General features: G+C 66.2%; 21 protein-coding genes, 1 pseudogene and 1 riboswitch. Of the genes and pseudogenes, 12 read left to right on the plus strand and 10 right to left on the minus strand.

Annotated elements, in window-relative coordinates; genetic code table 11:
* Nucleotides 1–97: 97 nt before the first annotated feature.
* From VFG40_RS11310 to VFG40_RS11325, 4 genes and pseudogenes are all read left to right on the plus strand, one after another.
* Nucleotides 98–1,207 carry a catalase family peroxidase gene (locus VFG40_RS11310; protein WP_324897468.1) on the plus strand — a complete coding sequence of 370 codons (1,110 nt, stop codon included), beginning with the start codon at nt 98–100 and terminating at the stop codon, nt 1,205–1,207.
* Nucleotides 1,204–1,737, plus strand: a pseudogene (locus VFG40_RS11315) (cytochrome b); the annotation flags it as partial. The gene VFG40_RS11310 and the pseudogene VFG40_RS11315, both read left to right, overlap by 4 nt.
* 405 nt (nt 1,738–2,142) lie before the next feature.
* Complete coding sequence (locus VFG40_RS11320) at nt 2,143–3,279, plus strand: sensor histidine kinase (protein WP_324897469.1); 1,137 nt, start codon at nt 2,143–2,145, stop codon at nt 3,277–3,279.
* Complete coding sequence (locus VFG40_RS11325; protein ID WP_324897470.1) at nt 3,276–4,037, plus strand: LytR/AlgR family response regulator transcription factor; 762 nt, start codon at nt 3,276–3,278, stop codon at nt 4,035–4,037. Before VFG40_RS11320 ends, VFG40_RS11325 begins: the two co-directional genes overlap by 4 nt.
* Before the next feature lie 102 nt (nt 4,038–4,139).
* Here the strand turns inward: VFG40_RS11325 and VFG40_RS11330 are convergent, their stop codons facing one another.
* From VFG40_RS11330 to VFG40_RS11355, 6 genes are all read right to left on the minus strand, one after another.
* Nucleotides 4,140–5,393 carry a S41 family peptidase gene (locus VFG40_RS11330; protein WP_324897471.1) on the minus strand — a complete coding sequence of 418 codons (1,254 nt, stop codon included), beginning with the start codon at nt 5,391–5,393 and terminating at the stop codon, nt 4,140–4,142.
* 131 nt (nt 5,394–5,524) lie between these two features.
* Nucleotides 5,525–6,064, minus strand: a complete 540-nt coding sequence (locus tag VFG40_RS11335; protein ID WP_324897472.1) for a hypothetical protein — start codon at nt 6,062–6,064, stop codon at nt 5,525–5,527.
* A 153-nt stretch (nt 6,065–6,217) separates the two neighbouring features.
* Nucleotides 6,218–6,616, minus strand: a complete 399-nt coding sequence (locus VFG40_RS11340) for a RidA family protein (RefSeq protein WP_324897473.1) — start codon at nt 6,614–6,616, stop codon at nt 6,218–6,220.
* A gap of 428 nt (nt 6,617–7,044) precedes the next feature.
* Complete coding sequence (locus tag VFG40_RS11345) at nt 7,045–7,425, minus strand: MAPEG family protein (RefSeq protein ID WP_324897474.1); 381 nt, start codon at nt 7,423–7,425, stop codon at nt 7,045–7,047.
* A 411-nt stretch (nt 7,426–7,836) separates the two neighbouring features.
* Nucleotides 7,837–8,850 carry a hypothetical protein gene (locus tag VFG40_RS11350; RefSeq protein ID WP_324897475.1) on the minus strand — a complete coding sequence of 338 codons (1,014 nt, stop codon included), beginning with the start codon at nt 8,848–8,850 and terminating at the stop codon, nt 7,837–7,839.
* 405 nt (nt 8,851–9,255) lie between these two features.
* Nucleotides 9,256–9,852 carry a hypothetical protein gene (locus VFG40_RS11355; protein ID WP_324897476.1) on the minus strand — a complete coding sequence of 199 codons (597 nt, stop codon included), beginning with the start codon at nt 9,850–9,852 and terminating at the stop codon, nt 9,256–9,258.
* 416 nt (nt 9,853–10,268) lie between these two features.
* Between VFG40_RS11355 and VFG40_RS11360 the strand changes: the two genes are divergently transcribed.
* From VFG40_RS11360 to VFG40_RS11385, 6 genes are all read left to right on the plus strand, one after another.
* Nucleotides 10,269–11,036, plus strand: coding sequence for a DUF4145 domain-containing protein (locus tag VFG40_RS11360; RefSeq protein ID WP_324897477.1), 768 nt, complete (start codon nt 10,269–10,271; stop codon nt 11,034–11,036).
* A 263-nt stretch (nt 11,037–11,299) separates the two neighbouring features.
* On the plus strand, nt 11,300–11,974 hold the full coding sequence (locus VFG40_RS11365) for a DUF5343 domain-containing protein (RefSeq protein WP_324897478.1): 675 nt from the start codon (nt 11,300–11,302) through the stop codon (nt 11,972–11,974).
* Nucleotides 11,971–12,561 (plus strand): Swt1 family HEPN domain-containing protein, encoded by a 591-nt coding sequence (locus VFG40_RS11370; RefSeq protein ID WP_324897479.1) that lies wholly within the window; start codon nt 11,971–11,973, stop codon nt 12,559–12,561. The genes VFG40_RS11365 and VFG40_RS11370 overlap by 4 nt, the downstream gene beginning before the upstream one ends.
* A 264-nt stretch (nt 12,562–12,825) precedes the next feature.
* Nucleotides 12,826–14,793: a pyrroloquinoline quinone-dependent dehydrogenase gene (locus VFG40_RS11375; RefSeq protein ID WP_324897480.1), complete on the plus strand. Its 1,968-nt coding sequence runs from the start codon at nt 12,826–12,828 to the stop codon at nt 14,791–14,793.
* 810 nt (nt 14,794–15,603) lie between these two features.
* Complete coding sequence (locus VFG40_RS11380) at nt 15,604–17,652, plus strand: NAD(+) synthase (RefSeq protein ID WP_324897482.1); 2,049 nt, start codon at nt 15,604–15,606, stop codon at nt 17,650–17,652.
* Nucleotides 17,649–18,641 carry an L-threonylcarbamoyladenylate synthase gene (locus tag VFG40_RS11385; RefSeq protein WP_324897484.1) on the plus strand — a complete coding sequence of 331 codons (993 nt, stop codon included), beginning with the start codon at nt 17,649–17,651 and terminating at the stop codon, nt 18,639–18,641. The genes VFG40_RS11380 and VFG40_RS11385 overlap by 4 nt, the downstream gene beginning before the upstream one ends.
* A 278-nt stretch (nt 18,642–18,919) precedes the next feature.
* Here the strand turns inward: VFG40_RS11385 and VFG40_RS11390 are convergent, their stop codons facing one another.
* A complete protein-coding gene (locus VFG40_RS11390; protein WP_324897486.1) occupies nt 18,920–19,519 on the minus strand; it encodes an HAD-IB family hydrolase in 600 nt (199 codons plus the stop codon).
* 80 nt (nt 19,520–19,599) lie between these two features.
* A riboswitch (yybP-ykoY riboswitch) is annotated at nt 19,600–19,766 on the plus strand.
* Between the two features lie 9 nt (nt 19,767–19,775).
* Between VFG40_RS11390 and VFG40_RS11395 the strand changes: the two genes are divergently transcribed.
* The gene (locus VFG40_RS11395) at nt 19,776–20,354 is read left to right on the plus strand and encodes a TMEM165/GDT1 family protein (protein ID WP_324897488.1); all 579 of its coding nucleotides are present in this window, start codon (nt 19,776–19,778) and stop codon (nt 20,352–20,354) included.
* A 109-nt stretch (nt 20,355–20,463) separates the two neighbouring features.
* Nucleotides 20,464–21,153 (plus strand): glutathione S-transferase family protein, encoded by a 690-nt coding sequence (locus VFG40_RS11400; RefSeq protein ID WP_324897490.1) that lies wholly within the window; start codon nt 20,464–20,466, stop codon nt 21,151–21,153.
* Between the two features lie 346 nt (nt 21,154–21,499).
* Here VFG40_RS11400 and VFG40_RS11405 read toward each other — a convergent pair whose 3' ends face one another.
* Genes VFG40_RS11405 through VFG40_RS11415 form a run of 3 tightly spaced genes read right to left on the minus strand, consistent with a single transcriptional unit; the run spans nt 21,500 to nt 24,297 of the window.
* The gene (locus tag VFG40_RS11405) at nt 21,500–21,853 is read right to left on the minus strand and encodes a hypothetical protein (protein WP_324897492.1); all 354 of its coding nucleotides are present in this window, start codon (nt 21,851–21,853) and stop codon (nt 21,500–21,502) included.
* A gap of 16 nt (nt 21,854–21,869) precedes the next feature.
* Nucleotides 21,870–23,120: a molybdopterin molybdotransferase MoeA gene (locus VFG40_RS11410; protein ID WP_324897494.1), complete on the minus strand. Its 1,251-nt coding sequence runs from the start codon at nt 23,118–23,120 to the stop codon at nt 21,870–21,872.
* A gap of 22 nt (nt 23,121–23,142) precedes the next feature.
* On the minus strand, nt 23,143–24,297 hold the full coding sequence (locus tag VFG40_RS11415) for a ThiF family adenylyltransferase (protein ID WP_324897544.1): 1,155 nt from the start codon (nt 24,295–24,297) through the stop codon (nt 23,143–23,145).
* Nucleotides 24,298–24,318 lie beyond the last annotated feature (21 nt).

The raw sequence follows: 24,318 nt of genomic DNA on the forward strand, positions 1-24,318 counted from the left end.
TCCCGGCGATCGATGGATCGCCAGGCGCGCGCACGTAACGTCCGAGCCCCGTGCAGCGAAGGAAGCTGCTCCTCGCCTGTTCCCCAAGGACGTCCCCATGCCCGACCCCACGCCGCGCCCGGTCTCCCCGCGCCAGCGCAACTGGCCCGCGATGCTGGCCATTGCCGCCATCGTCGCCACGCTGGCGCTCGCCTTTGCCTGGACGGTCGGATGGCTTACGCCGCATCGGCTCACGCCGCAGCGCTTCACCGACGCCATCCAGGACGCCAACGGTCAGGTCTATCGCGGATTTCGCCGCGCGCATGCCAAGGGCGTTTGCGTGGCCGGTTATTTCGAGGGCAACGGCCAGGGCGTGGCGCTATCCAGCGCGCGCATGTTCGCGGCGGCGCGCACGCCGTTTGTGGGTCGGCTGTCGATCGGCGGCGGCTCACCCTACGGTCTGGACGGCAAGGCCCGCGTGCGCAGCATGGCGCTGCAGCTCACCGCCGACGACGGCCAGCAGTGGCGCATGGCGATGAACAGCTTTCCGTTCTTCGGCGTCGCCACGGCGCAGGCGTTCTACGAGCAGACCCGCGCCAACGCCCCGGATCCAACCACCGGCAAGCCGGATCCGGCCCGGCAGGCCGCCTTTGCCAAGGCGCACCCGGAGTTCGCCCGCTTCGCCGCCTGGGCCAAGACCGCGCCCTGGTCCACCAGCTGGGCCAACACCACGTTCAACGGCGTCAACACCTTCCGCTTCATCAATGCCGCGGGCGAGGGGCGCTACGTGCGCTGGTCGATGCAGCCGCAGACTACCTTCGAGGCCATGTCGGCCGAGCAGCGCGCCGCGGCGGACGCGGATTTTCTCAGTGAAGACCTCACCGCGCGGCTGGCGCAGCACCCGCTGCGCTGGGACATGGTGGTGACCCTCGCCGAACCGGGCGACCCGATCACCGATCCCTCCACGCCGTGGCCGGCCTCGCGCACGCACGTCACCGTGGGCACGTTGGTGATCGAGCGCAGCGCGCCGCAGGCCAATGGCGCCTGTCGGGACATCAACTTCGACCCGCTGGTGCTGCCACGCGGCGTGCAGGGCTCGGACGATCCGATCCTGGCCGCACGCTCGGCGGTGTACTCGGTGTCGTTCAATCGCCGCGAGCGGGATATCGCCGGCGGCCGGGCCGAGGCGGCCACCGGACATGCCGCGCCGAAGGGAGACACCCCATGAGCCGCCCCGCCGCCACGCGCCACTTCAACCTGACCGCACGCGTGCTGCACTGGAGCATGGCGCTGGCGATTTTCACGATGCTGTTCATCGGGGTGGGCATGGTCGCCTCGCTGAGCCTGCGACCGACGCTGGTGAGCGTGCATCGCCCGCTGGGCATCGCCTTGCTGCTGCTGGTGATCGTACGGCTGGCCAACCGCCTGCGCCATCCGCCGCCCGCGCTGCCATCCGATCTGCCCCACGTGCAGGTGCTGGCCGCGAAGGCCTCGCACGGGCTGCTGTACGCGCTGATGTTCGCCATGCCCGTCATTGGCTGGGCGATGCTCTCGGCCGGCGGCTATCCGGTGACGCTGTTCGGCGGCGTCGCGCTGCCACCGATTGCCCCGCACAACGCCACCCTCTACGCCGTGCTGCGCACCGCCCACACCTGGTTTGCGCTGCTGTTGTTCGCCACCGTGCTGATGCACCTGGCGGCGGCGCTGTTCCATGCGTGGGTGCGGCGCGATGGCGTGTTCGAAGCGATGGCCACCGGGACGCCGACGCCTCCGGCCGACACGGCGAGTGGGCTGGGCGATGCGTCCACTGAAGCGCGCGCCGTGTTACCGCAGGCAGATCACCCAACGCCCGACCTGCGTGCGATCCACCCGGAGCCGCCGCATCCGCGCCCCAGCGAGGCGGACTGACACCGGCGGGCGCTCCTGCGCGTCAATCCGCCGACGTGGGGCATCTCGCGCGCGGATGGGTCGGGAATCCGGTAACGCGGTAACCGCGGTGGAGAAGACCAACGCGGTACGTCTGCATGGCCGGGCATGTCCGGCGGTGGCTGCCGCGCAGCCCATCGCGATCACCCGCCAGGAATCGCGCCGCAGAGCAACGAGGGCTGGCGCCCACCCCGGCACCCGGCTATCAATACCGACTTCCCGACCAATCGCGGCGCCATGTCGACCCACTCCCAAGCCCTTCCCGACGCCACGCCCGAGCCGCGCTCCGTGCGCATGACGCTGCTTACCCGGCCGCTGCTGCTCATGCTCTATTTCGCCGGCTGGATCTTCATTGGCCTGTGGCAGGGCACCAATGTGTGGATCAGCCAGCGCGACAACCCCGGCGCGGTGGCGTGGCACTACTACACGTGGGAACTGAGCAGCGCTCTGGTGATCGGTGCGCTGGCGCTGGCAGTGGCGACATTCGAATCGCGCTGGCGGGTCACCGGCCCGGGCGCGTGGCGGCGCCTGCCGGTACATCTGCCGGCGGCGGTCGCGTTTTCGCTGGTGCACGTGGTGGGCATCGTGGCGCTGCGCACGGCCGCGTATGCCGCAATGGGCAGCTCGTACGACTTTGGCGAGGTGTGGATCGGGCTGGTCTACGAGTTCCAGAAAGACCTCATCACCTACGCCAGCATTGTCACCATGTGCGCGCTGATTCGCAGCGTGCGCGAGCGCCGCCGCCATCAGCTGGAAGAGATCGAGCTGCGCCGCGCGCTCAGCGAAGCCAGGCTGGCGCATCTGGCGGCGCAGATCGAGCCGCACTTCGTGTTCAACACGCTCAACGCCATCTCCAACCGCATGTACGAGGACGTGCCCGCCGCCGACCGCATGATCGTGGCGCTGTCCGACCTGCTGCGCAGCGCGATGACCGCCGACGGCTCCGCCTTCGTGCGCGTGTCCGACGAGGTGCACTGGCTGCGCGCCTACACCGCCCTGATGGCCGAGCGCCAACCCGGCCTGCTGCACGTCGACATCACCGTCGACGACGGGCTCGACGCCATGCGCCTGCCCCGCCTGCTGCTGCAGCCACTGGTGGAGAACGCCTTCCGCCACGGCCTGCGCAACGGCCGCGGCCGGCTCGCCGTTAGCCTGCGCCGCGACGGCGAGCAATTGCATTGCCGCGTGGAAGACGACGGCGTCGGCTTCGCCGCCGATGCGCAACCCGGCGTGGGGCTGGCCAACGTGCGCGAACGCCTCGCCCTGCTCTACCCCGATCGCCACCAATGGAAGATCGGCCCCGGCGCGCAGGGCGGCACCGCGGTGGATATCACTCTGCCGCTGGAGCCGTGGGCCGCGGAGCCCGAGGCATGACACTGCGCCTCGCCATCGTGGAAGACGAAGCGCCTGCCCGCGCTCGGCTGCGCCGACTGCTCGCCGAGCACGGCGACGTCGAAGTCGTACTGGAAGCGGACACCCTGCCCGGCGCACTCGCCACCCTGCCCGGCGTGAACGCCGACGCGCTGTTCCTCGACATCGCCCTCGGCGAGTCCACCGGCTTCGACTTGCTCGACCAGTTGCCGCCCCCGTGGCCGCTGCTGGTGTTCGCGACCGCGTACCACGAGCACGCGCTGCGCGCGTTCGAGGTCGCCGCCGTCGACTACCTGCTCAAACCCTTCGACGCCCCGCGCCTCGCCGCCACGCTGGACCGCCTGCGCGCCCGCCTCGCCGACGCCGACCCGCTGCCCGCCGAAGAAGACCTGCGCCGCGTACACGCCGCGATGCCTGCGCACGCGTTCAACCCACTGCCACTCGTCATCACCGAACGCGGCCAGCGCGTGGTGGTGCCGCTGGACGAGGTGACTCACCTGGTCGGCAGCGGCAACTACGTGGAACTGCACACCCCGCAACGCAGCTACCTGATGCGCGCCACCCTCACTCAACTCGCCAGCCAACTGCATCCCGCGCAGTTCCTGCGCGTGCACCGCAGCTACCTCGTTCGCGCTGATCAGATCGCCGCGCTAACGCCGCGAGGGCACGGCGACGCCGAGCTCACCCTGCGCGACGGCACCACCGTGATGGTGAGCCGGCGCTACCGCGAAGCGCTGCCGGAAAGCTTGCGGGGAAGGTAAAGCTGGCGCGCCAACCTCCGGCAAACAGCCCGACACTCCCCGCCGTCATTCCCCCGAACGCGGGAATCCACCCCGCCCTTGGCTCATGCCTGGCTCAACAGGTCACGTCTCCTGTCCGACCGCGGCAAGCAGGGCGCTCGCCTGCACCGCCGCATCCCCCTGCATCGGCAGCGGCAGGTCGGGCGTGATGCCTTCGATCTCGTTGGTGCCGTCATCGAGAAAGCGCGCACAGTTCGGCATGCGCACGTCGAACGGGCTGGCGCGGAACGGCGTGCGACCGCCTCCATTGACGTAGCCGCAGCCGGCGCCTACGCTGGTTTCGCCCAGCACGCGCGCCACCTGGTTCTGCTGCAGCCAGGCGAGAAAATCCTCGGAGGCCGAGCCGGTGCCGCGATCGGCAAGAATTAACAGCGGCCCGGTCCAGACGCCGCTGCCCTGCAACGTGGCCCGCTCGCCTGCCGGCTCCAGGATCGCGCAGGGCGCAGGCGCGCCGCTCCACACGATCGACCGGTCGCACGCCGGCACCACGAGCCGCGGCTGCGCGCGCGACAGCGTGCGGTCGGTGAACATCGCCACCACCTCGCTGACCCATTCGGTACCGCCACCGTTGCCGGTGACATCCACCAGCAGCCGGCGCGCGCCGCGCGACTTGAGCGTGCCGATGGCATCCGCCAGCCGGCGCTGCTGCAGCGCGCGGACCGCCAGTTGCAGCGCGCGCTGGCCGATGCCGGGCCGGAAAACCTGCCGGCAGGCGGCGGCATAGCGATCCTCGCCAAACTGCGCGATGCGCAGCACGCCGAGGTCGCCGATCATCCCCGTGGGGAAATCGCCGCTGCCCACGGCTTGCCAGCCGGGAGCCTGGGCAAAGGGAAAGCGAAAGCCGTGATCGCCCTCCTGATAGCCGGCGGCGGCGCAGTCCTTGCCGGCCGGCGGATCATCGGCCACCGCCGGTGCTCCTGCTGCAGAGACACCGGCGCCGGCCGTGGCCGCGACCGCCATGGATGGGCCCTCGGCCACGGCCACGCGGGCCGGCTCGGCGATCGGCCGCTTGCCCGGCACCAGGTGCAGGTGCGGGTCGTTGAACGCCTTGACGAACCGGCGCAGCGCGAGGAACGCCCGCACGCGGGAATGCGCGCCGTCGATGTCCGCGGTGGTCCGGCGATCGAGTGCCGCCAGATCCAGATGGCGGTGCGTCGCGATCCAGTCGAGGTTCGCGTAGCCCTGCGCCATGTCGCGCTTGAGCCGGGCGTAGTCCGCCTGCCAGGCGCGGGCGTCGTAGGTGACCGCGTCGAAAGCGATGGCGGCAAGCAGCGCCCCCACGATCACAAGCAGGATGCGGCGTAGCAGGCGTGCCATGGGGGCGTTCCGTGAGTTGGGCCGGCCCGGATTCTAAGCGGGACGCTTCGGGATTTTCTTGTCCCCAATGGCACCCCTCCCGCCACCACCCGGTTCGCCGTCGGCAGCGCGCTCCATCCGCCTCGCGCCCGCTACGGTTGCACCGTCAGCCGCAACACGTTGCTGAAAACGTCCCGGGAACGGTTGGGGTCCGTCGCGTAATCCGGCGACTTCGGATCGGGTTGTTGTCCCTCCTCGGCAAAGCCCACCGCGAGCCGGTAACGCACGGTGTAGTGCGGGTCGTCGTGCTTGTCGAAGGCGTAGGAGTAACGAAGATCCACCGTGCCGCTGAGTGTCTGGTGCGCGCCCAGCGGAACAAGCACCTCGGACAGCGGCGCCGCAAAAGCAACCCAATATCCAATGTAGGCCTGCTCCTTGCCGTCGCTGCCACGCACCTCGAACTGGTTGTTCGGCAACGATTCGGGCCAACCGAAAGGAAGAAGAAAATGGTGCAGGTTGACCGGTGCGTCACCGTCGTTCCTGATCGTCACCACGACCCGCCCCTCGCCCGCGGCAGCCGGATCGGCGACCGGTGACAGCACCACCGACACCGGGTCGGTCGCCGCCGTGGCGCTCTCGGGCCAAAGCAGCAAGAGCCAGATGCTGAAGATCCATCGCCACCGTGTGTTCATGGGTCGCTCCCTGAAAAAACGTCGTGATCCTTCCCTGCATCGCCGGCTTGCTCACGCAGGACAACCATTCAAAACAACTGTGAGCGGCAAGCGGAGCGTGACGGCGGCAACGTGCGCCAGGTCGCCCGACCACGCGCCAGCTGCACCGGCTCCTCAGGGCGCCTCGTCACGCGCGGCAACCACCTCAACCTCCACGCACCAGCGCGGATCAGCCAGCGCGGGGACGATCACCACGCTCAGCGCCGGCTGGCGCGCGCCCAGCACCTCGTTGCGCGCCCGTTGATGTGGCGCCACCAGCGCGGCGGAGGTGAGAAAGACCGTGGCCTTGATCAGGTGATCGGCGGCGTAACCGGCCGCTGACAGCTGGTGCAGGACGTTCGTCCAGGCAAGGCGGCACTGCTCGTACCCATAGGCAGCCACGTCCCCGCCCGCGGTCTCGCCAATCTGCCCGCTGACAAACAGCAGGCGGCTCCCCGCCGAAACTTGCACGAACTGCCGGTAGCCACCGATCGGCGCCGGCGCCTCGAGGGACATCGCATCAGACTGCGACATCGCTTGATCTCCCTACTCCGCCCACGGCTCGATTCAAGGCATCGCTCACGTCGCGCCGCAGAGCCTCGGGCGCCGTTCGAACGGCTGCTTCCATCACGGTGCAATCCAGGCAACAACTTTGAAGCGTTGAAGCCGCCGCCGCACCACCCGGCGATTAATACGACCTGGCGCGTGAGCGGCTTGTGGCGAAGGCGTGCTGGCGCCACGTGAGTGCGCTACGCGGCAACGGTAGCGCCCGCCTCAAGGGTGCGGCGATGAACGAGACGGGCTGGGTCGAGACCGTCGCCCGGCAGCGCAAGAAAAAGGCACTGTTGATCGAGCCAGAGAAGAGGCGCGAACGAAAGCCGAACTTGGCTAGCCGTGTCTCGTTTGGTTGGCAGGGGCGTTGACGCGGAGACGCGACGCTGAAGCCTGTCTCCCGGCGCCGCCTAGATCATCGGCAACGCCATCATCAGAAGACCAAACATGCTGACCAGCCAAACCAGGGATCGCAGCCACGGAATCCCGCTGACGTAGGCGGGCACGTAGACGACCCGGGCGACGAGAAAGACCAGGGCGCCATACGCCTCGGCCTCTTGGTTGGTGCCTCTCGTGAGCGCCAGCAGTGCCAGGGAGATGAAGATCGGCAAAGCCTCCAGAAGATTGTTCTTCGCCCGATCCAGCCGTGCCGCGATCACGGACGGTTCGGGCTGAACGTCGCGGTTGCCAACAATGCCCCTGAGGTCAAACCGGAAGCGCGAGGTCTCCTGCAGGAAGATCTGCGCGACGTATAGCGCGAGCACGAGCAGGATGATGGTCGTCAGGTGCACCGCTCGGCCTCCAGTAAATTCGCCTGGCTAAAGTCGAGATGGGACAGATCCCGGGATGAACTCGTGTTCTCACAGCGACTGGGTAATGAAATGTCGACTCTCACCCTAGTTTTTCCACGCTGCGCGATGGGACCCTGGCAATGGTGAGCCGGCGGTACCGGGAGGCGTTGCCGGAAGACTGCGTGGCAGGTGAGATAAAGTCGACTCCGACCCCTGATTTTGCGTCGACCACACAAGCGCTTTTAGAAGGCACTCGCGACTATCTATTTTTCCTAACTAAAGCAAAACAGAGGTCGGAGTGTACCTTCACAAGGCTTGCTCTGCGAAAAGTCGACTCTGACCCCGTTTTGTTCTTCTTCTGACGGACGAAGGCCAGATCTAATTAGCCACGCCCCCTGTAATTCCTCGCCACTAATAGGCGCGGCAAGTATATGTTGTATTGCCATTTACTGTGGTCGAGGTACAAGCCCATCCGTGAAAGCCCCCTGTCCCTATTGAACCAGAACTAGAGCCAGAACCAGGGGCAGAAAGTGCACCAAGCCAACCCAGTTGCGACTGCATGTTAATTCGGTCATTCGGATTTCCAACTTCTTCGGAAAAATCATATAAGGCCAAGCCGTCGCCGTCGATCATATCCTTGGTAACTGGGACCGTATTATTATGAGAGTCACGCGCCGACTCTTTCACAATGGCGTAATGAGCATTTGTTGATGAGGTGTCCAGCTCGATCGCGATTTGGCTGCCGTCTGCAAACTTGACTACAGCCACAATTCTTGGCATCCGAGAGGGATCCAAGGGCAGTGCCGTGCTCGCTACTTTCAGGGCTTGGTCAGCTAATGTATTAATTTGCCCCTTGAAGCCGGTGGTGGCAAAATCAAGAAGCGCGTTTTGCGCAGGGCTTTGATTCACCACGCCATAGACGTTTACTCGTGGATTGGGGTAGTCGAGTACTGGCGTGATGAGCTGCGCTCCGCCCGTTGGGGTGGCGAATAAATTCTCGGAGAAGCCTTTGCCAGTATAGAATTCCCTGTAACTCAAAGTGTTTGGACTGGTGGAATCAATAATCTGGAAATAAAAATGCTTCGTAAATCCCGGATCGCCAGCGTAGTAAAAGTCCGTCAGAGTCTTGAACGAAGCTGTGACATCTGGCTCCGGGGCAACAGCCAGCACCAAAGTATTGTAACCGCCGCCTTGGGGCTTTTCCTCGCGAGTAACGTGGTACTTTTGTATAACCCTTGCTCTCATATCTCCAACGTAAAAAGAATTTTTTGTGTTGAACGCTGGATCGCTTCGAACCAAGCTCAACTTTTGCGCGCCTGTACAGCCGTCACACCAAATTATCTTTTCAACTTCTGTGGCGTTAGACTTGTGCGTTACCAGAACAGACAAAAAAAGCGCAAAAAATGGCAAAAGTTGATTCTTCATGAAGTCCATCTCCCTGTGGCCTCACTCGCTAACATTAGAGTGGTAGTCGAGTAATCAAATTAATCTGAATTGCGATCCTATTCTACGCGGCGAGAGTACAGAGGAAAATAAGATTTTTTCGTATGGAACCAAAAGGATGGGAGCCTAAACAGGGGTCAGAGTGTACTTTCACAAGCCTTGCTCTGCGAAAAGTTGCCTCTGACCCTTGCCTTTTATGAACCAGCTGCACTAGGTCACGTCGGAAGTGGACTGGCCCCGTCCTAGCTGGTCGGCGAAGACCAAGCCACTGCTCTTCTCAAAAACAGGGATCAGAATGCACTTTCACAAGGCTTGCTTTGCAAAAAGTCGACTCTGCCCCAGGTTTTTCGGAAAACACCCATCGCGCCCCAGGCTTGGCACGCGAAATCAGTACATTTCCTTCTGCGGATACTGCCACCCGGTCAGCGCAAGGAACTGCTCGCCGATCGTGCGGACGGGGCCGGATTCGGGTGTCCAACGGGTAACCACGCGGTACTGGGCAGTGACTCCTTCGACGATCCACTGGGAACCGTCCGCCCCCGAAACATGATCGCTTGGCGGGATATCCCAGAAGCCGTTGGCCCGGATGAATGCCTCGAACCGCGCGCAGGCCTTCGGTGTGATCTCCAGAATTTTCCTTCGATACACCTTGCCCGGCGCGTATCCGCCCGCGCCATCGAGCTCGATAGCGTGGAGCGCACAGCGCGTCGAGGTCATGGCAACCCGCACGGCCACCGGATGATGGAAGGTACGAAGCCAGGTGAATCGATACGTGCGACTGCCGGGGACAGGTGTCAGAGCCGGCTCGGACATGGCCTCAAGCTGCCTCGAGTACCAACGGTTCTCGAAGCCGTCCGATTGGGGCGAAGCGGGATTGAGTGCACCGCCCGGGAAGTAGCGCTTCTGCCCGTCCATCACCACCGCACAGATGGAAACCACGAGCAGGATGATGGTGATCGAGAACGTCGCGGAGACTTTAGGCATGTTGAGCGCCGAAGGATGAGTCAGATCGTGCTTCCATAAATCGCAGGCATGAAGATCGATGCTGCCCCTGCGATTCCTCGTGCAGGTTAGCGCTGTCCCGGCGGCGGCTCAGGCCAACGCCCCACCACGCCGTAAAAAACAGGGGTCAGAGTGCACTTTCACAAGGCTTGCTCTGCGAAAAGTGGACTCTGACCCCTATTTTGCCGCTACCGTGGAGAAGCGTCGAGGCGATCCGGCGGAATCGAGATGCTTGGTGCTGATAGCTTTGAGATAAGAAAAGTCTCCTCTGATCCGTGCCTTTTTCTCCGACCCAATTACCCAGTACATCTCACATGGTTTATGTTCGGTGCCAGGCTTACCTAACGCCATCCCCAGATGGATCGCGTGCATTACAAATATTTACGGAGGAACAGGAAGTGCTCACGATCTCATCCTCATGTCCGCGCTGCTTGCAACCACATACGACGCTGCAGCTCGCTTATGCCGACCCCGACCGGCCGGGCATTCCGGCTCCCGCTTTCCGCGAGACAGCTTTTAGATGCGCCCACTGCCAGCAGCTCGTTCTCGTGACGGTTATGACGCCACAGAACCGATATCTCGGACCACTGGATGCGCACGGCAAGCCAGCTCCGAGGGGAGACATCGCGAAGGTTGACGGCATCGAGGTTAGGCAAATACTTCCGGAAATGCCGAAGAATAACGCTCCCGAACACTGCCCGGTTCAAGTCTCCAAAGCGTTTCTTGATGGCGCTGCAAATCTTGAGCAAGCACGATGGACCGCCGCCGCCTCATGTTACCGCATGTCTATTGACCGCGCGTCGAAACTCCTTTGGCAGGAAAGTTGCCAGGACGACATGCCCCACAATCTCTGGAAGCGAATCGAGAAGCTGAGCTCGAAAATTGAGATGCCGAATTCTCTTGTTCGCTGGGCGGAGGTCGTCAAGACGGTAGGGAACGAGATGCACGAACTTGACGACGTTAGCGAAGAAGACGCGCGAGATGCAGCGCACTTTGCGGAGGTTTTCTTGACTTACATGTACACGCTTCCGGAGCGCCTTGCGCAGTTTCGCGCGCGACGAACACCGCCAGTCGCGGAAGCGCAGAATCTACTTGGGGAACTGAAAAACATGACGGGGGCGCAGATGTCCGCTTTCGTGACTAAGGTTGAAAGCGGTCACCCGTGATAAGGCCCGAGTGTTGGCATCGAAAATAGCACCCGCATCATGCCGGCGGGTCAAATCGCTGATCTCCGAAAACATGAGAAGTAGGGAAGCCATGAGCAAGACGTTTTAGATATCTCGCACGCACAAACATGGGGCACGCGGCACCGGACGCATAGATTACAATTAACTATGAAAAGTAGCGACTTGAAAAGTCGGCTCTACGCCCTCGCCGCCGTGCCAAGGGCCTTCAACATCACGAAACTAAGCTTAAGGAGAAGAAGTTCATGTCTGACGAAGCAACAGTCACTGCATCTCCGGAAAAGGCATCTCGCCGAAAGATCCCTGGCGGGCTTCCTTATACAACCAGTCACGGCGTCCTTAAGCGTGTCATGGAGAAAATCCCTCATTCCGAGAAGCCATCGGTATTTAACACTGACTTTCTGGCGACGGTCATGGAAGCATCGGGAGGCGCGGCCCGCCCAGTCCCTCCCATCCTAAAGGCGGTTGGCTTCCTCAATCAGTCGGGGACGCCTACAGAGCTTTACTCCCAGTTCCAGACGGAGAACGGCCGAGCTGGTGCGGCGGTTCAGGCCCTTAAAAATGGCTTCGCCGAAGTATTTCGCCGCAATCAATACGCTCATCGTGCCGACGAGCCAACGCTGACTGATATCATCGTAGCAGTCACAGGGCTACCAAAAAGGGACCCTGTGGTGCGTTACATTCTTAATACCTTTCAGGTATTTCAGGACTTCGGAAAGGGTTTTCGCGAAGATCAAACGAGCACTGACAAGGAAGTCGATCAAAAAAACCTCGAAATTTCCTCTACCACATCGGCAGTCGGGCCGCCGATGAAGCACATGCAGCTAGCCTACAACATTAACGTCATTCTTCCCGAGACTACTAATGTAGAAGTCTACAATGCAATTTTTCGCAGCCTTAAAGCGAACCTCCTTACATGAACGCGCATACGATTGAATTATTTATCTTGAAGTGTGCCGTCGTTCAGTCAGGAGTTGATGCTGAGAATATCTCAGCCAACCCAGGGCTCACACGAGATATGGGCGACTGGGGTGACGACCTCGAGCCCTACATCAGGCAGTTTGAAATAACGAATCGTCAAAATGCGGTGAAAATGTCTCATTATTACGAGATATTTTATCTATTAGAGAACGACATCAGACGCTTAATAACTGAAACAATGGAGGCCGCGCACGGTAAGGATTGGTGGAATACACGAGTCCCCCAGGGTGTGTTGGACGAGGTCAAAAAGAATCAGTCACGTGAGGCGCAGGCAGCAGTAACCACGCGATCCGACGACAAAATTGACTACACCACTTTTGGCCAGCTCGGGGATATCATTCGCGAAAACTGGAGCGATTTTGCCGGCATGTTAAGTAATCCGTCAGCAGTGGCGCGCGTCCTCTCAGGCCTAAATATGCTGCGCGGTACAATTGCCCACTGCGGCGTACTTGCCGATGACGAGGTTGATCGGCTGAAACTGGCCATCCGCGATTGGTTCCGCGTGTTGGAAGGGCCTAAACGTTAACGTGGTGCAACGAGAAAAGGCGGGAGCTTTTCCTCTAAGGACACAGCCTTTTCGCATGGTTTTGCGCTTTTCCTATAGTGCCAGGAACAACCAGAGCTCCGGATCGTTCTGAGGGTCGCTACGGGACAAGTGCGAAAGCCGAGCATTCGCCAGCCCGATGCTGAGGCCCGCCCACCCCATCCCCCATCCCACTCACCCCAAACCGCTTGCTCCGCCCCACCCCACCCGCGACCCTGCGCCCACTGTCACAGGGAGCGTCCATCCATGCGTGGTTCCACCTTCATCCTCGCCGCCGCCGTCACCGCCATACTCGGTGGCTGTTCCCGCCCGGCTCCGGTCGACGTACCGCCGCTGGATGCCGCAGCGCATGCGTTCCAATGGAGCGCTTGGGGCGGCGATGCGGGCGGCAGCCGGTTTGCGCCGTTGAAGCAGATCACGCCTGCCAACGTGGCGGGGCTGCAGCCGGCGTGGACGTTCCATACCGGAGCGCTGGGCAAGGGTTGGGAGTCGGGGGAGAAGCTCACGTTCGAGGCGACGCCGCTGTTCGTGGACGGCACGCTGTACTTCAGCACCGCCACCGGCCAGGTGTTTGCGCTGGACGCGGCCAGGGGCAAGGAGCGCTGGCGTCATGACGCGCAGCTCGATGCGACGGAGAGCTACTCGGAACTGGCCTCGCGCGGGGTGAGTTACTGGCGCGATCCGCAGGCGGCGGCGGGCAGCCCTTGCGCAGCACGCATCTTCACCGGCACGGCGGATGCGCGGCTGATCGCGCTGGATGCCGCCACCGGCAAGCCGTGCGAGGGCTTTGGCGAGCATGGCGAGCTGCATCTGTCCGCGCACCTGCTGCGCGACTCGTACAAGGGCGACTACGAGTTCACTTCGCCGCCGGTGATCGACGGCGACACGCTGATCCTGGGCTCGTCGATCGGCGACAACTATTCGGCGGCCAATGCGCTGGGCGTGGTGCGCGCGTTCGATGCGCGCAGCGGCGCGGCGCGCTGGCACTGGAACCCGATGCAGGGCACGCCGGACGCAGGCGACGGGGATGCCACGCCCTACCCCACTTCCAACGGGGCGGCGAATGCCTGGGGCGTGCTCTCGGTGGATGCGACGCGGCACCTGGTGTTCATCCCCACCGGCTCGGCCAGCCCGGATCCTTACGGCGGCGAGCGCGCCGGCGACAACCACTGGGCCAACTCGCTGGTGGCGCTGGATACGGCCACGGGAAAGATTGTGTGGGCTCGCCAGCTGGTGCATCACGACGTGTGGGACTACGACCTGGCCGCGCAGCCGATGCTCATCGACCTCAAGCGCGACGGGCAGAGCATCCCGGCGGTGGTCCAGCTGACCAAGACCGGCCAGGTGTTTGTGTTTCGCCGCGACGACGGCACGCCGCTGTTCGATATCACCGAGAAGCCGGTGCCGCAGGACGGCGCACCGGGCGAGAAGCTCTCGCCGACGCAGCCGTTCTCGGCCCTTCCCTCGCTGGTGCGCAGCGGCAAGGTGACGCCGGACGACGCGCACGGCCTCACCTTCTGGGACCGCAACCGCTGCCGCGCGCTGATCGGTTCGCTCAAGAGCGAGGGCATCTTCACTCCGCCCAGCCTGCAGGGAACGATCGAGATGCCCAGCTACGCCGGCGGCGTGAACTGGGGCTCCGGCGCCTGGGACCCGGCCACGCAGACGATGGTGACCAACGTCAACGACCTGCCGATGCAGGTGCAGTTGCTGCCGCGCGAGGAGTGGGAGCGCCAGGTGAAAGCCGGCGGCGAGAAGCACTGGGAATACGCCGCCATGAAGCACACGCCGTACGGCATGCGCCGGCGCGTGCTGCGGTCGCCGCTGGGTGCGCCGTGCATAGCCACGCCGTGGGGGAAGGTGGTGGCGCTGAACCTGTCCACCGGCAGGGTCGATTGGTCGATTCCGCTGGGCACCGGCAAGCACAAGGCGCCGTGGCCGATCTCGATCAAGGGCATGCCGGGCATGGGCGGGCCGCTGATGACGGCGAGCGGGCTGGTGTTTATCGGGGCGGCGTCGGATGGCTACTTCCGTGCGCTGGACCGGGCCACGGGCAAGGAGCTGTGGCGCGCGGAGTTGCCGGCACCGGGGATGGCCACGCCGATGACGTATGCGGTGGGCAGCCGGCAGTACGTGGTGATCGCGGCCGGCGGGCACGGCAAGCTGGATACGCAGATTGGCGATGCGCTGGTGGCGTTCAAGTTGCCAGAGTGAGGTCGAGTGACGGCCTCCGTTGTGCGATTTGCCCGATGAAGTCCAGGGCCGAGCCGAGGCCATCGGACACGAGATCCGCACTGTGTGCCGGGTGCTAGGTTAGCCGGATCAGTCCCTACAGCCGTGCTCTCTAATAAGCCGACTCCGTTCGTCCACCTGCCGGCTAGCCGACAGGTCGGGGCCAACTTGAACGTCGAGTGCGAGATATCGGCAAAGCGTTTGCCTGTTCAGCAGCCTTTGTTGCACGGGGTGAGTTGGTAAGTCGGGTTTGACGAGCCGAGTGCGTGAACAGGGCGCTGTCTGGACCCATGGGCCGGTTTCAGCCATGCAGAGATAGCCAGCCACGGGGGCAAGCCCATCGATTCCGCCAGGCCTTGCGGGCTGTGGTGGATTCGGTTCGCTCAAGAGGTGAGACGCCGCGGTGGAAAGCGCAGGCTCTGATACCCCGGGTGGCGCTGCCTGCCTTCCCGTAGGCAGCGAACGTTGGGCCATGGCTCCATGGGAAGTCATCGCAAGCAGACCGGTTGCTAGAAAAATGCTTTTCAAAATGAGTCCGTCCCGCCCGGCTTTATCACTCTTATCGCATCGACGTTTTTGATCCAACCGATGCTGCTTTGGCAGCCGTACTGTACGGGCTTACTGCGCCGCGCTGGGCTGTGGGAACCAGACTCCACATGCCAGCCGCAGCACCGAAACTGCGCATCCCCTGAAGTGAGGGTTGCTGTTGGCAGGCCGCAACGGCCGCCCTCGGGTTCGCTGCACCGCCGAAACCACGTAGCATTCGCAGGCGCATCCTTGCTGGAGCCCCGCATGCCGTCCGATTTCCACTCGCCCTACCGCCACGGTTTCGTGCGGCTGGCCGCTGCCGTGCCCACGATGCGGCTGGCCGATCCGGCGTTCAACGCGGAGCGGACGATTGCGCAATTGCGCGAGGTGGCGGCGGAAGGCGCGGCGGTGGTGGTGTTTCCGGAGCTGGGGTTGTCCGGCTACAGCATCGACGACCTGGCCCAGCAGGATGCCCTGCTCGACGCCAGCCTGGCCGCGCTGGACGCGGTGCGCGAGGCGACCACGCAGCTGCTGCCGCTGGTGTTCGTGGGCCTGCCGCTGCGGGTGGAGGGCCAGCTGTTCAACGTGGCCGCCGCGCTGCAGGGCGGCGAGCTGCTGGGCGTGGTGCCCAAGCGCTACCTGCCGAACTACCGCGAGTTCTACGAGGGCCGCCAGTACAGCGCCGCGGGCCAGGCGGTGGCCGACACCGCGGTGGTGCTGGGGCGCGAGGTGCCGTTCGGCAGCGACCTGATCTTTACCGCCGCCGCGCACCCGCACCTGCGCGTGCACGCGGAGATCTGCGAGGACATGTGGGTGCCGGTGCCGCCGAGCACCTACGCCGCGCTGGCCGGCGCTACCGTGCTGGTGAACCTGTCGGCCAGCAACGTCACCGTGGGCAAGGCCGACTACCGCCGCCTGCTGTGCGAGAGCCATTCGGCGCGCTGCCTGGCCGCGCACGTCTACACCTCGGCGGGGCTGGGCGAATCCACCACCGACCTGGCGTGGGACGGCCAGGCGCTGATCTGCGAGAACGGCGCACTGCTGGCCGAGTCGGAGCGGTTCCGCAACGGCGACCACCACCTGCTGGCCGACGTCGACCTGGAGCGGCTGGTGCAGGAGCGCTCGCGCATGACCAGCTACAACGATCAGGTGCGCGACCTGCAGCCCACGCTGCGCGCGATGCGCCGGGTGCCGTTCGCGTTCCGCGTGCCGACGCTGGAGGCGCCCGCGCTGCGGCGCACGCTGGCGCGCTTCCCCTACGTACCGTCGAACCCGGCCACGCTGGACCAGCGCTGCTACGAGGCGATCAACATCCAGTCGCACGGCCTGATCCAGCGGCTGCGCGCCACCGGCTCCAAACGGCTGGTGATCGGCGTGTCCGGCGGGCTCGATTCCACCCTCGCCCTGCTGGTGGCGGTGGATGCGTTCGACCGGCTGGAGCTGCCACGCACCCAGATCCTCGGCTACACCATGCCCGGCTTCGCCACCGGCACGCAGACGCGCGAACAGGCGCACGCCCTGATGCGCGCGCTGGGCGTGAGCAGCGAGGAGATCGACATCCGCCCGTCGTGCCTGCAGATGCTGGCCGACCTGGGTCACCCGTTTGCCAGGGGCGATAAGGTCTACGACATCACCTTCGAGAACGTGCAGGCCGGCGAGCGCACCTCGCACCTGTTCCGGCTGGCCAACCAGCACCGCGCGTTCGTGCTGGGTACGGGCGACCTGAGCGAGCTGGCGCTGGGCTGGTGCACCTATGGCGTGGGCGATCACATGTCGCACTACAACGTGAACGCCTCGGTGCCCAAGACGCTGATCCAGTACCTGATCCGCTGGCTGGTCGCCAGCGGCCGCCACGACGCGGCCACCTGCGCGGTGCTGGAGGCGATCGCCGGCACCACCATCTCGCCCGAGCTGGTGCCGGCCGACGCCAGCGGCGCGCTGCAGGACACCGAGCAGCACGTGGGCCCGTATCCGCTGCAGGATTTCACCCTGTACTACCTCACCCGCTTCGGCTTTCGCCCGAGCAAGATCGCCTACCTCGCGCACCAGGCGTGGGGCGACGCGGACCGCGGCGAGTGGCCGGCGCTGGTGCAGGGCGCGCATCGGCGCGCGTACACGCTGGCCGAGATCAGGCACTGGATGGAGCTGTTCATCACCCGCTTCTTTGCCGCGCAGTTCAAGCGCAGCGCGGTGCCCAACGCACCCAAGGTGGGCGGCGGCGGCTCGCTGTCGCCGCGGGGCGACTGGCGCATGCCCAGCGATGCCTCGCCGGAGGCGTGGCTGCGCGAGCTGCGCGAGAACGTGCCGACATGAGGCTGCGTCCCCTGCCCGACACGCCCGCGGCGAAGATGCCGGGCAAGCTGCAGATGAGTCGCGCGGCCAAGGCGCTGCGTGCGGGCAAGCTGGTGGCGTTTCCCACCGAGACGGTCTACGGACTGGGCGCCAATGCGCTGGATGCGGCGGCGGTGGCGCGGATCTTCGAGGTGAAGCGCCGGCCACGCACCAGCCCGCTGATCATTCACGTGGACCGCATCGGCGCGGCACGCGAGCTGGTGTCGCACTGGCCGGATGCGGCGCAGCGGCTGGCCGAGGCGTTCTGGCCCGGGCCGCTCACGCTGGTGCTGCCGCGTCGCGAGATCGTGCCGGACATCATCACCGGCGGCGGCAGCCACGTGGGCGTGCGCATGCCCGATCACCCGGTGGCGCTGGCGCTGATCGGCGCTGCCGGCGTGCCGGTGGCGGCGCCAAGCGCCAACCGCTTCACCCAGATCTCCCCGACCACCGCCGAGCACGTGCGCGCGGGCCTGGGCAGCGACGTGGACATGATCCTGGACGGCGGCCCGTGCACGGTGGGCATCGAGTCGAGCGTGCTGGCGCTGTACGACAACGGCCCGGTGCTGCTGCGCCCCGGTGGCGTGAGCCGCGAGGCGATCGAGGCGGTGATCGGCATGCCGGTGCGCGTGGCCGGTGCGGCGCCGGCCCGGGGCGAGACGCACGCCGCGCCCGGCATGCATTTTCGCCACTACAGCCCCCGCACCATGACGCTCACGGCGAACCCGTCGATGGAGCTGCCCAGCGGCGACGGCGCCCTGCTCACCCATCGCCCCGCGCACTACCAGGCACTGCCGGTGGCGCATCTGCAGGTGATGCCGGACAGCCCCGAGGCCTATGCCCAGCGCCTGTATGCGGCCCTGCACGAGCTGGACGCCCACGGCTACGCGTGGATCGCCATCGACCTGCCGCCGGACGAGCCCGCGTGGGCTGCGGTGCGCGACCGGCTCAAGCGCGCCATCGCTCGCTGATCCAGCCGCGGGCTTGTCCGCCGTGGCCGGCCGGACAGCAAGCCCCTGAAAGAAAGCCCGGACCTGGGATCAGCCAATCCGCCCGCTGCGCGCCGCGGGCGACAACCTGCGGCGCACGGATGATCACGGCGCCGATGGCGCATATGCCTCGCTGCCTCAGCGCCGGTTGATCACCGAACGGAGCGCGCCCACCGTGTGCGCCCACCGGTACCGCCTCGACGGCGAGCGTGGCTAGCCGGCAGCCCGGGCTAGCAAGTGATGCCCTGCCGACGGCAGGCTCACGCGGCTGCCGGTATCTGCCAGCGATACACCGGATGATGCGCCAGCGCGAGCATCTCGCGGTCTTCCACGGTGTCGCCGTAGGCATGCACGCGTGCGTACGCGTGCAGCGGGAATCGCTCCAGCACGCGCGCGGCCTTGGCCGGGCCGGTGCAGTCGCCACCGCGGTAGCCGCCGGTGAGGTGGACCCCGTCGGCATCCAGCTCGCTGCAGATGAGCTCCAGGCCGTGGGCACGACACCACGGCACCAGGTAGGCATCCAGCGACGCCGACACCACCACGATGCAATCGCCGCGGGCGCGGTGCCAGGCGATCCGCGCCATCGCTTCGGGGCGCAGCACGCGCGGCAGGCGCTCGCGCGCATAGCGCTCGCCCAGCGCGCGGATCGCGGCGTGCTCGCGCCCGGCCAGCACGTGCGCCGTCACCCGCCGCCGCACCGCGGGGCCGGAGATCAGCCGCAGCTTGTAGCCCAGCCAGGGCCACAGCAGCTTGCGCCAGGCGCGCCGCCGGAACCTGCGCGGGGTCGCGTACGACAGGAACGGCGTGTAGGTATCGCCGGTGGTGATGGTGCCGTCGAAATCGAACAGGGCCAGATCCATGCGCGCTCATTGCTCCTTGCAGCAGGCGGCGCAGCATAGGGCGCGCGGCGGTCGCCGGAAAGGCATGAGTCCGGTATCATGCGCCGGTCATTGGGGAGTAGCCGCTCTTCTTCCGAAGAGGCTTGCGTCAACACACTTGGCCCACCGGCCATGGCGCAAGCAGCCCACCTGCCTGGCAAGACCTTTGACCACACATCTCCGCATGGGCCGGGGAGACGTGTGGTCAACCGTCTTTCGACCGGCCCGGACGCATTCCATGGAAGCCCTCCTCGTATCTGCCGGCGTTGTCGCCCTGGCGGAAATCGGCGACAAGACCCAGCTGCTCGCCTTCATCCTCGCCGCGCGTTTCAAGAAGCCGCTGCCGATCATCGCGGGCATTCTCTGCGCCACGCTGGTCAACCACGGCCTGGCCGGCGCGCTCGGTGCGTGGATAACCTCGGTGGTGAGCCCCGGCGTGATGCGCTGGGTGCTGGGCGCGTCGTTCATCGGCATGGCGATCTGGACGCTGATTCCCGACAAGATCGAAGAAGAGGAAACCCAGGTCGCCAAGCGGGTGGGCGTGTTCACCGCCACGCTGGTGACGTTCTTCCTCGCCGAGATGGGCGACAAGACGCAGATCGCCACCGTGGCGATGGCCGCGCACTACCCCAACCCGCTGATGGTGGTGGCCGGCACCACGATCGGCATGCTGATCGCCGACGTGCCGGCGGTGTTCGTGGGCGACCGCCTCGCCGCGAAGATCCCGATGAAACTGGTGCACTCGATCGCCGCCGCGATCTTCGCCGCGCTGGGCATTGCCACGCTGCTGGGCGCCGGTGCCAGGCTCGGGTTCTGAGCCACCGGTGCCAGGTCGGGCCGGCGGCAGCCGGCTCGACCTTGGTCGCAGCGTGAGCGTGGCGCGGCCTCGATACACTGGCAGACCCATCTCCCCGAGGGCCTGCCGCATGCTGACGTTCTACTACCACCCCACCCCGAACCCGGCCAAGGTCGCGCTGTTCCTGGAGGAAGCCGGTCTGCCCTATGAGCTGGTGCCGGTGGACACGCGCAAGGGCGAGCAGCACGCGCCGGCGTATACCGCGATCAACCCGAATGCCAAGGTGCCGGCGCTGGTCGACGGCGAGGTGACCGTGTTCGACTCCAACGCGATCCTGCTCTACCTGGCCGAAAAGACGGGCCGCTTCCTGCCGCCGGACACGCCGGCCGAGCGCGCGCAGATGCTGTCGTGGCTGATGTTCGTGGCCACCGGCATCGGCCCCTACTCCGGCCAGTGCGTGCACTTTCGCCACTACGCGCCGGAGCCGAAGCAGTACGCGCTCAACCGCTACGACTTCGAGGCGTGGCGGCACTGGAAGATCCTCGACGCGCACCTGGCCGATCGCCGCTACATGCTCGGCGATCAGTACACGCTGGTCGACATGGCCGTGTGGGGCTGGGCGCGGATGGTGCCGTACATCCTCGGCGGCGAGGCAGCGTGGGAGCAGCTGCCGCACGTGAAGCGCCTGCTGGACGAGATCAATGTGCGGCCGGCGGCACAGCGGGCCGAGGCGCTGAAAGAGCGCCACGCATTCAAGTCGGTGGTGGACGAGGATGCGCGCAAGGCGCTGTTTCCCCAGAACGCGCGGCTGGACAGCTGAGGCGCCGCCAGCGTCGCGACCAGCCGGCCCGGCGGCTCGTTGGAGCAGTCGTGTGCCGCGGCCGGCAGGGCTTCGACGCAAGGCGCCTGATGTGTGGATGCGGCGCCCGCCGCGTCGGGTGGGGCTCGCGGCGGGAGCAGGATTTACCGCAGGGTCCGCTGCGCCGTTGAGCCGTTAGCCGCTGTGCCGTTGAGCCGGCGGATCACGACGACGCGCTGCCGCAGATCCCCGATGCGGCAGGCCGTAAGGCTGAGCGACCGCGGATCGATGCGCTACCCATGCGGAGCGGGCCGCGTCGATCCGTCCATTGCGGCAGCCGCACCGCGGCGCTTCTTTCGCCGGCTATTCAGGCCTTGCGCGACGCCTTCAGCCGCCGTGCGCTGTCGCGCACGTCGACGTCGAAAAGCACGGCAAGCGTGCCGGCCGCCGAGGTGCCCGCGATCGCAAACCGGAGGCCCTCGCGGGTGGGCAGCCGACCGGCCAACTCGCGCACGGGCGCCTCCGGCAGGTGCAGTTGGCAGCGCGCCGCAGGGCCCTCCAGGTGCGCCTCGTCGAACGGGTGCAGCTGTAGTGCGAGACGCAACGCGAACGTTTCGCCAGCTTGCGTCGCGGCGTCAACCGGCTGGCCTCGCAGCAGCGCGGCCAGCTCGTCCTCGTCGATGCGCACGCGCAGTTGCTGGGCGTCGAACTGCAGTTTCATGGCGGTCTCCCGAAGCTCAGGCGAGCGGATGCAACGGCAGCGCCGTGCCGGCATCGAGGCTGGCAACTTCGACCAGACGGCCGGCGGCACAGTCGCCGGCGTCCTCGTCGAGCACCACCCAGCCGTCCGACTGGGCGAACGGCAGAATGCGGAACGGCTGCTGCTGCGGCATCACGCGGGCGCGCAGATGGCCTTCGGCATCCACGAAGAACGTGGCGCGAAGAAAATGGCGTAGCCCCGCCTTGGGCTGCTGCGGCGTGTCGAGCAGCGCGTGCACCACCGGCTCGTCGCCCTGCCCCAGCAGGGTGCGCAGCACGGGCGCCACGAAGAAACGCATGCCCGCGGCGACCGCCATCGGCGTGCCGGGCAGTGCCATCACCAGCGGGCCATCCGGCAGCGTGGCCGCCAGCAGCGGCTTGCCCGGACGCATTGCCACCTTGTGGAATAGCTCGCTGGCGCCGAGCTGGCGCAGCGCCTCGGGGACGAAGTCGTAGCGGCCCATCGATACGGCACCGGTGCTCACCACCAGGTCCGCACCTGCACGCTGCGCGCGGCGCAGCGCATCGGCATAGGTCACGGCGGTGTCGTCCACCACCTCGCACGACAGCACCTGCGCGCCCGCGAGAGCGAGCGCTGCCGCCAGGTACGGGCCGTTCGACGCATAGATCTGCCCGTCCACCAGCGGCTGGCGCGGGTCGACCACCAGCTCCTTTCCGGTACCGATCACCACCACCCGCGGGCGGCGCTGCACCTGCACCTCGGGCACGCCGATCGCGGCCAGCAGCATCAGCTGCGCCGGTTGCAGGCGGGTGCCCGCGGTCAGCACGATCGCACCGGACGCCACGTCCACGCCGGCATGGCGCACGTTCTGGCCCTCGCCGAGTTCGTCGCGCAGACGAATGCGCCGCGGCGTGCCGTCCGGCGCGGCGTCCAGCAGCTCGGTACGTTCCACCGCCACCACGGCATCCAGCCCGTCCGGCAGGCGCGCGCCGGTCATGATTTCCCAGGCGCCGCCCTCGGCACGGCGGGCCGCGTCCCCGGCGGCCTGCGACCCGTGCACCACGTGTTCGCTGCCGGCCTCCAGCGGTTCGGGCGCGGCCAGCGCGTAGCCGTCCATCGCGGCGTGGTCGAACGACGGCAGCGCAATCAGGCTGGTCACCGGCGCGGCAAGCACGCGGCCCAGCGCGTCACCGACGGCGCAGCGCTCGGAGGGCAGCCGTGCGGCAACTGCGCGCAGGCGGGCGATGGCGTCGTGGTAAAGGATCATCGGCGTGCCGGGTGCCGCGGCATCAGGACGACGCGCCCGGCGCGAGCGCCGCCACGCCACCGGCCAGCGACCATGCGTCGACACCGCGCTGGCGCAGCGTGCGTGCCGCGTGCGTGCTGCGCTTGCCGCTGGCGCATACCAGTAACGCGGGGCCGTCGATTCCGGCCAGCGAGCAGGCGGCAATCTCGCCGGACGGAATGCGCAGCGAGGTGACGTGCAGCGGCGCGGCAGTGATCTCGTCTGCCTCGCGCACGTCGACCACCGCATAACCGGCAGCGATGGCATCGTCCAGGTAATGGAATTGCCGCTCGATGTCGCCGTCGGCTTGCGCCTGCTCCAGCGCGGCCCGGGCAACCGCCACGCAACCACCATGCAGCGCGCAGCCGGACGCGGCGTCGATCGGCAGGCGCTGGCTGGTGCCGTCGAGCAGATTCACCAGTTGCAGCGCGTGATCCGCCGGGCGCGGCAGGCCGAGCAGCAGCTTCAGCGCTTCCATCGCCTGCATGGTGCCGAGCACGCCGGGCACCGGGCCAAGCACGCCCGACTCCACGCAGCTGCCGGCCAGGCCGGGCGCCGGCATGTCGGGCCACAGGCAGCGCAGGCACGGTTCGCCGGGCACGGCCGTGACCACCTGCAGCTGCCCTTCGTACTGGTAGACGCTGGCCAGCACCAGCGGCGTGCCGGTGAGCACGGCCGCGTCACTGGCGAGATAGCGGCTGGCGAGGTCGTCGGTACATTCGACTACCAGGTCGTACTGGGCGAACACGTCGAGCGCGGTCTGTGCGGTCAGCGGCTCGGCGTAGGTCTGCACCTGCACCGAGGGGTTGAGCGCGGCGACGCGGCGCGCGGCGAGGTCGACCTTGCGCTGTCCGACGTCGCGCGCGTCGTACATCACCTGACGATGCAGGTTGCTGGCGTCGAGCACGTCGTGGTCGACGATGCCCAGCGTGCCTACACCCGCACCGGCGAGGTAGCTGATCACCGGCACGCCGAGGCCGCCGGCGCCGATCACCAGCACGCGGGACGCGGCGAGTTTGGCCTGGCCGGATGCGCCCACGTCGCGCAGGCGGGTCTGGCGGGAGTAGTCGGGCGTGAACTCCTTGGCCGTCACCTCGTGATGATGCTCATGCGTATGCGTATGACCGTGGTGATGGCCGTGCAGGTGCGGCGCTTCCATCTCGTGCGCGCGCTCGGTGTG

The organism is Dyella sp., assembly GCF_035685805.1.
Lineage (GTDB): Bacteria > Pseudomonadota > Gammaproteobacteria > Xanthomonadales > Rhodanobacteraceae > Dyella_A.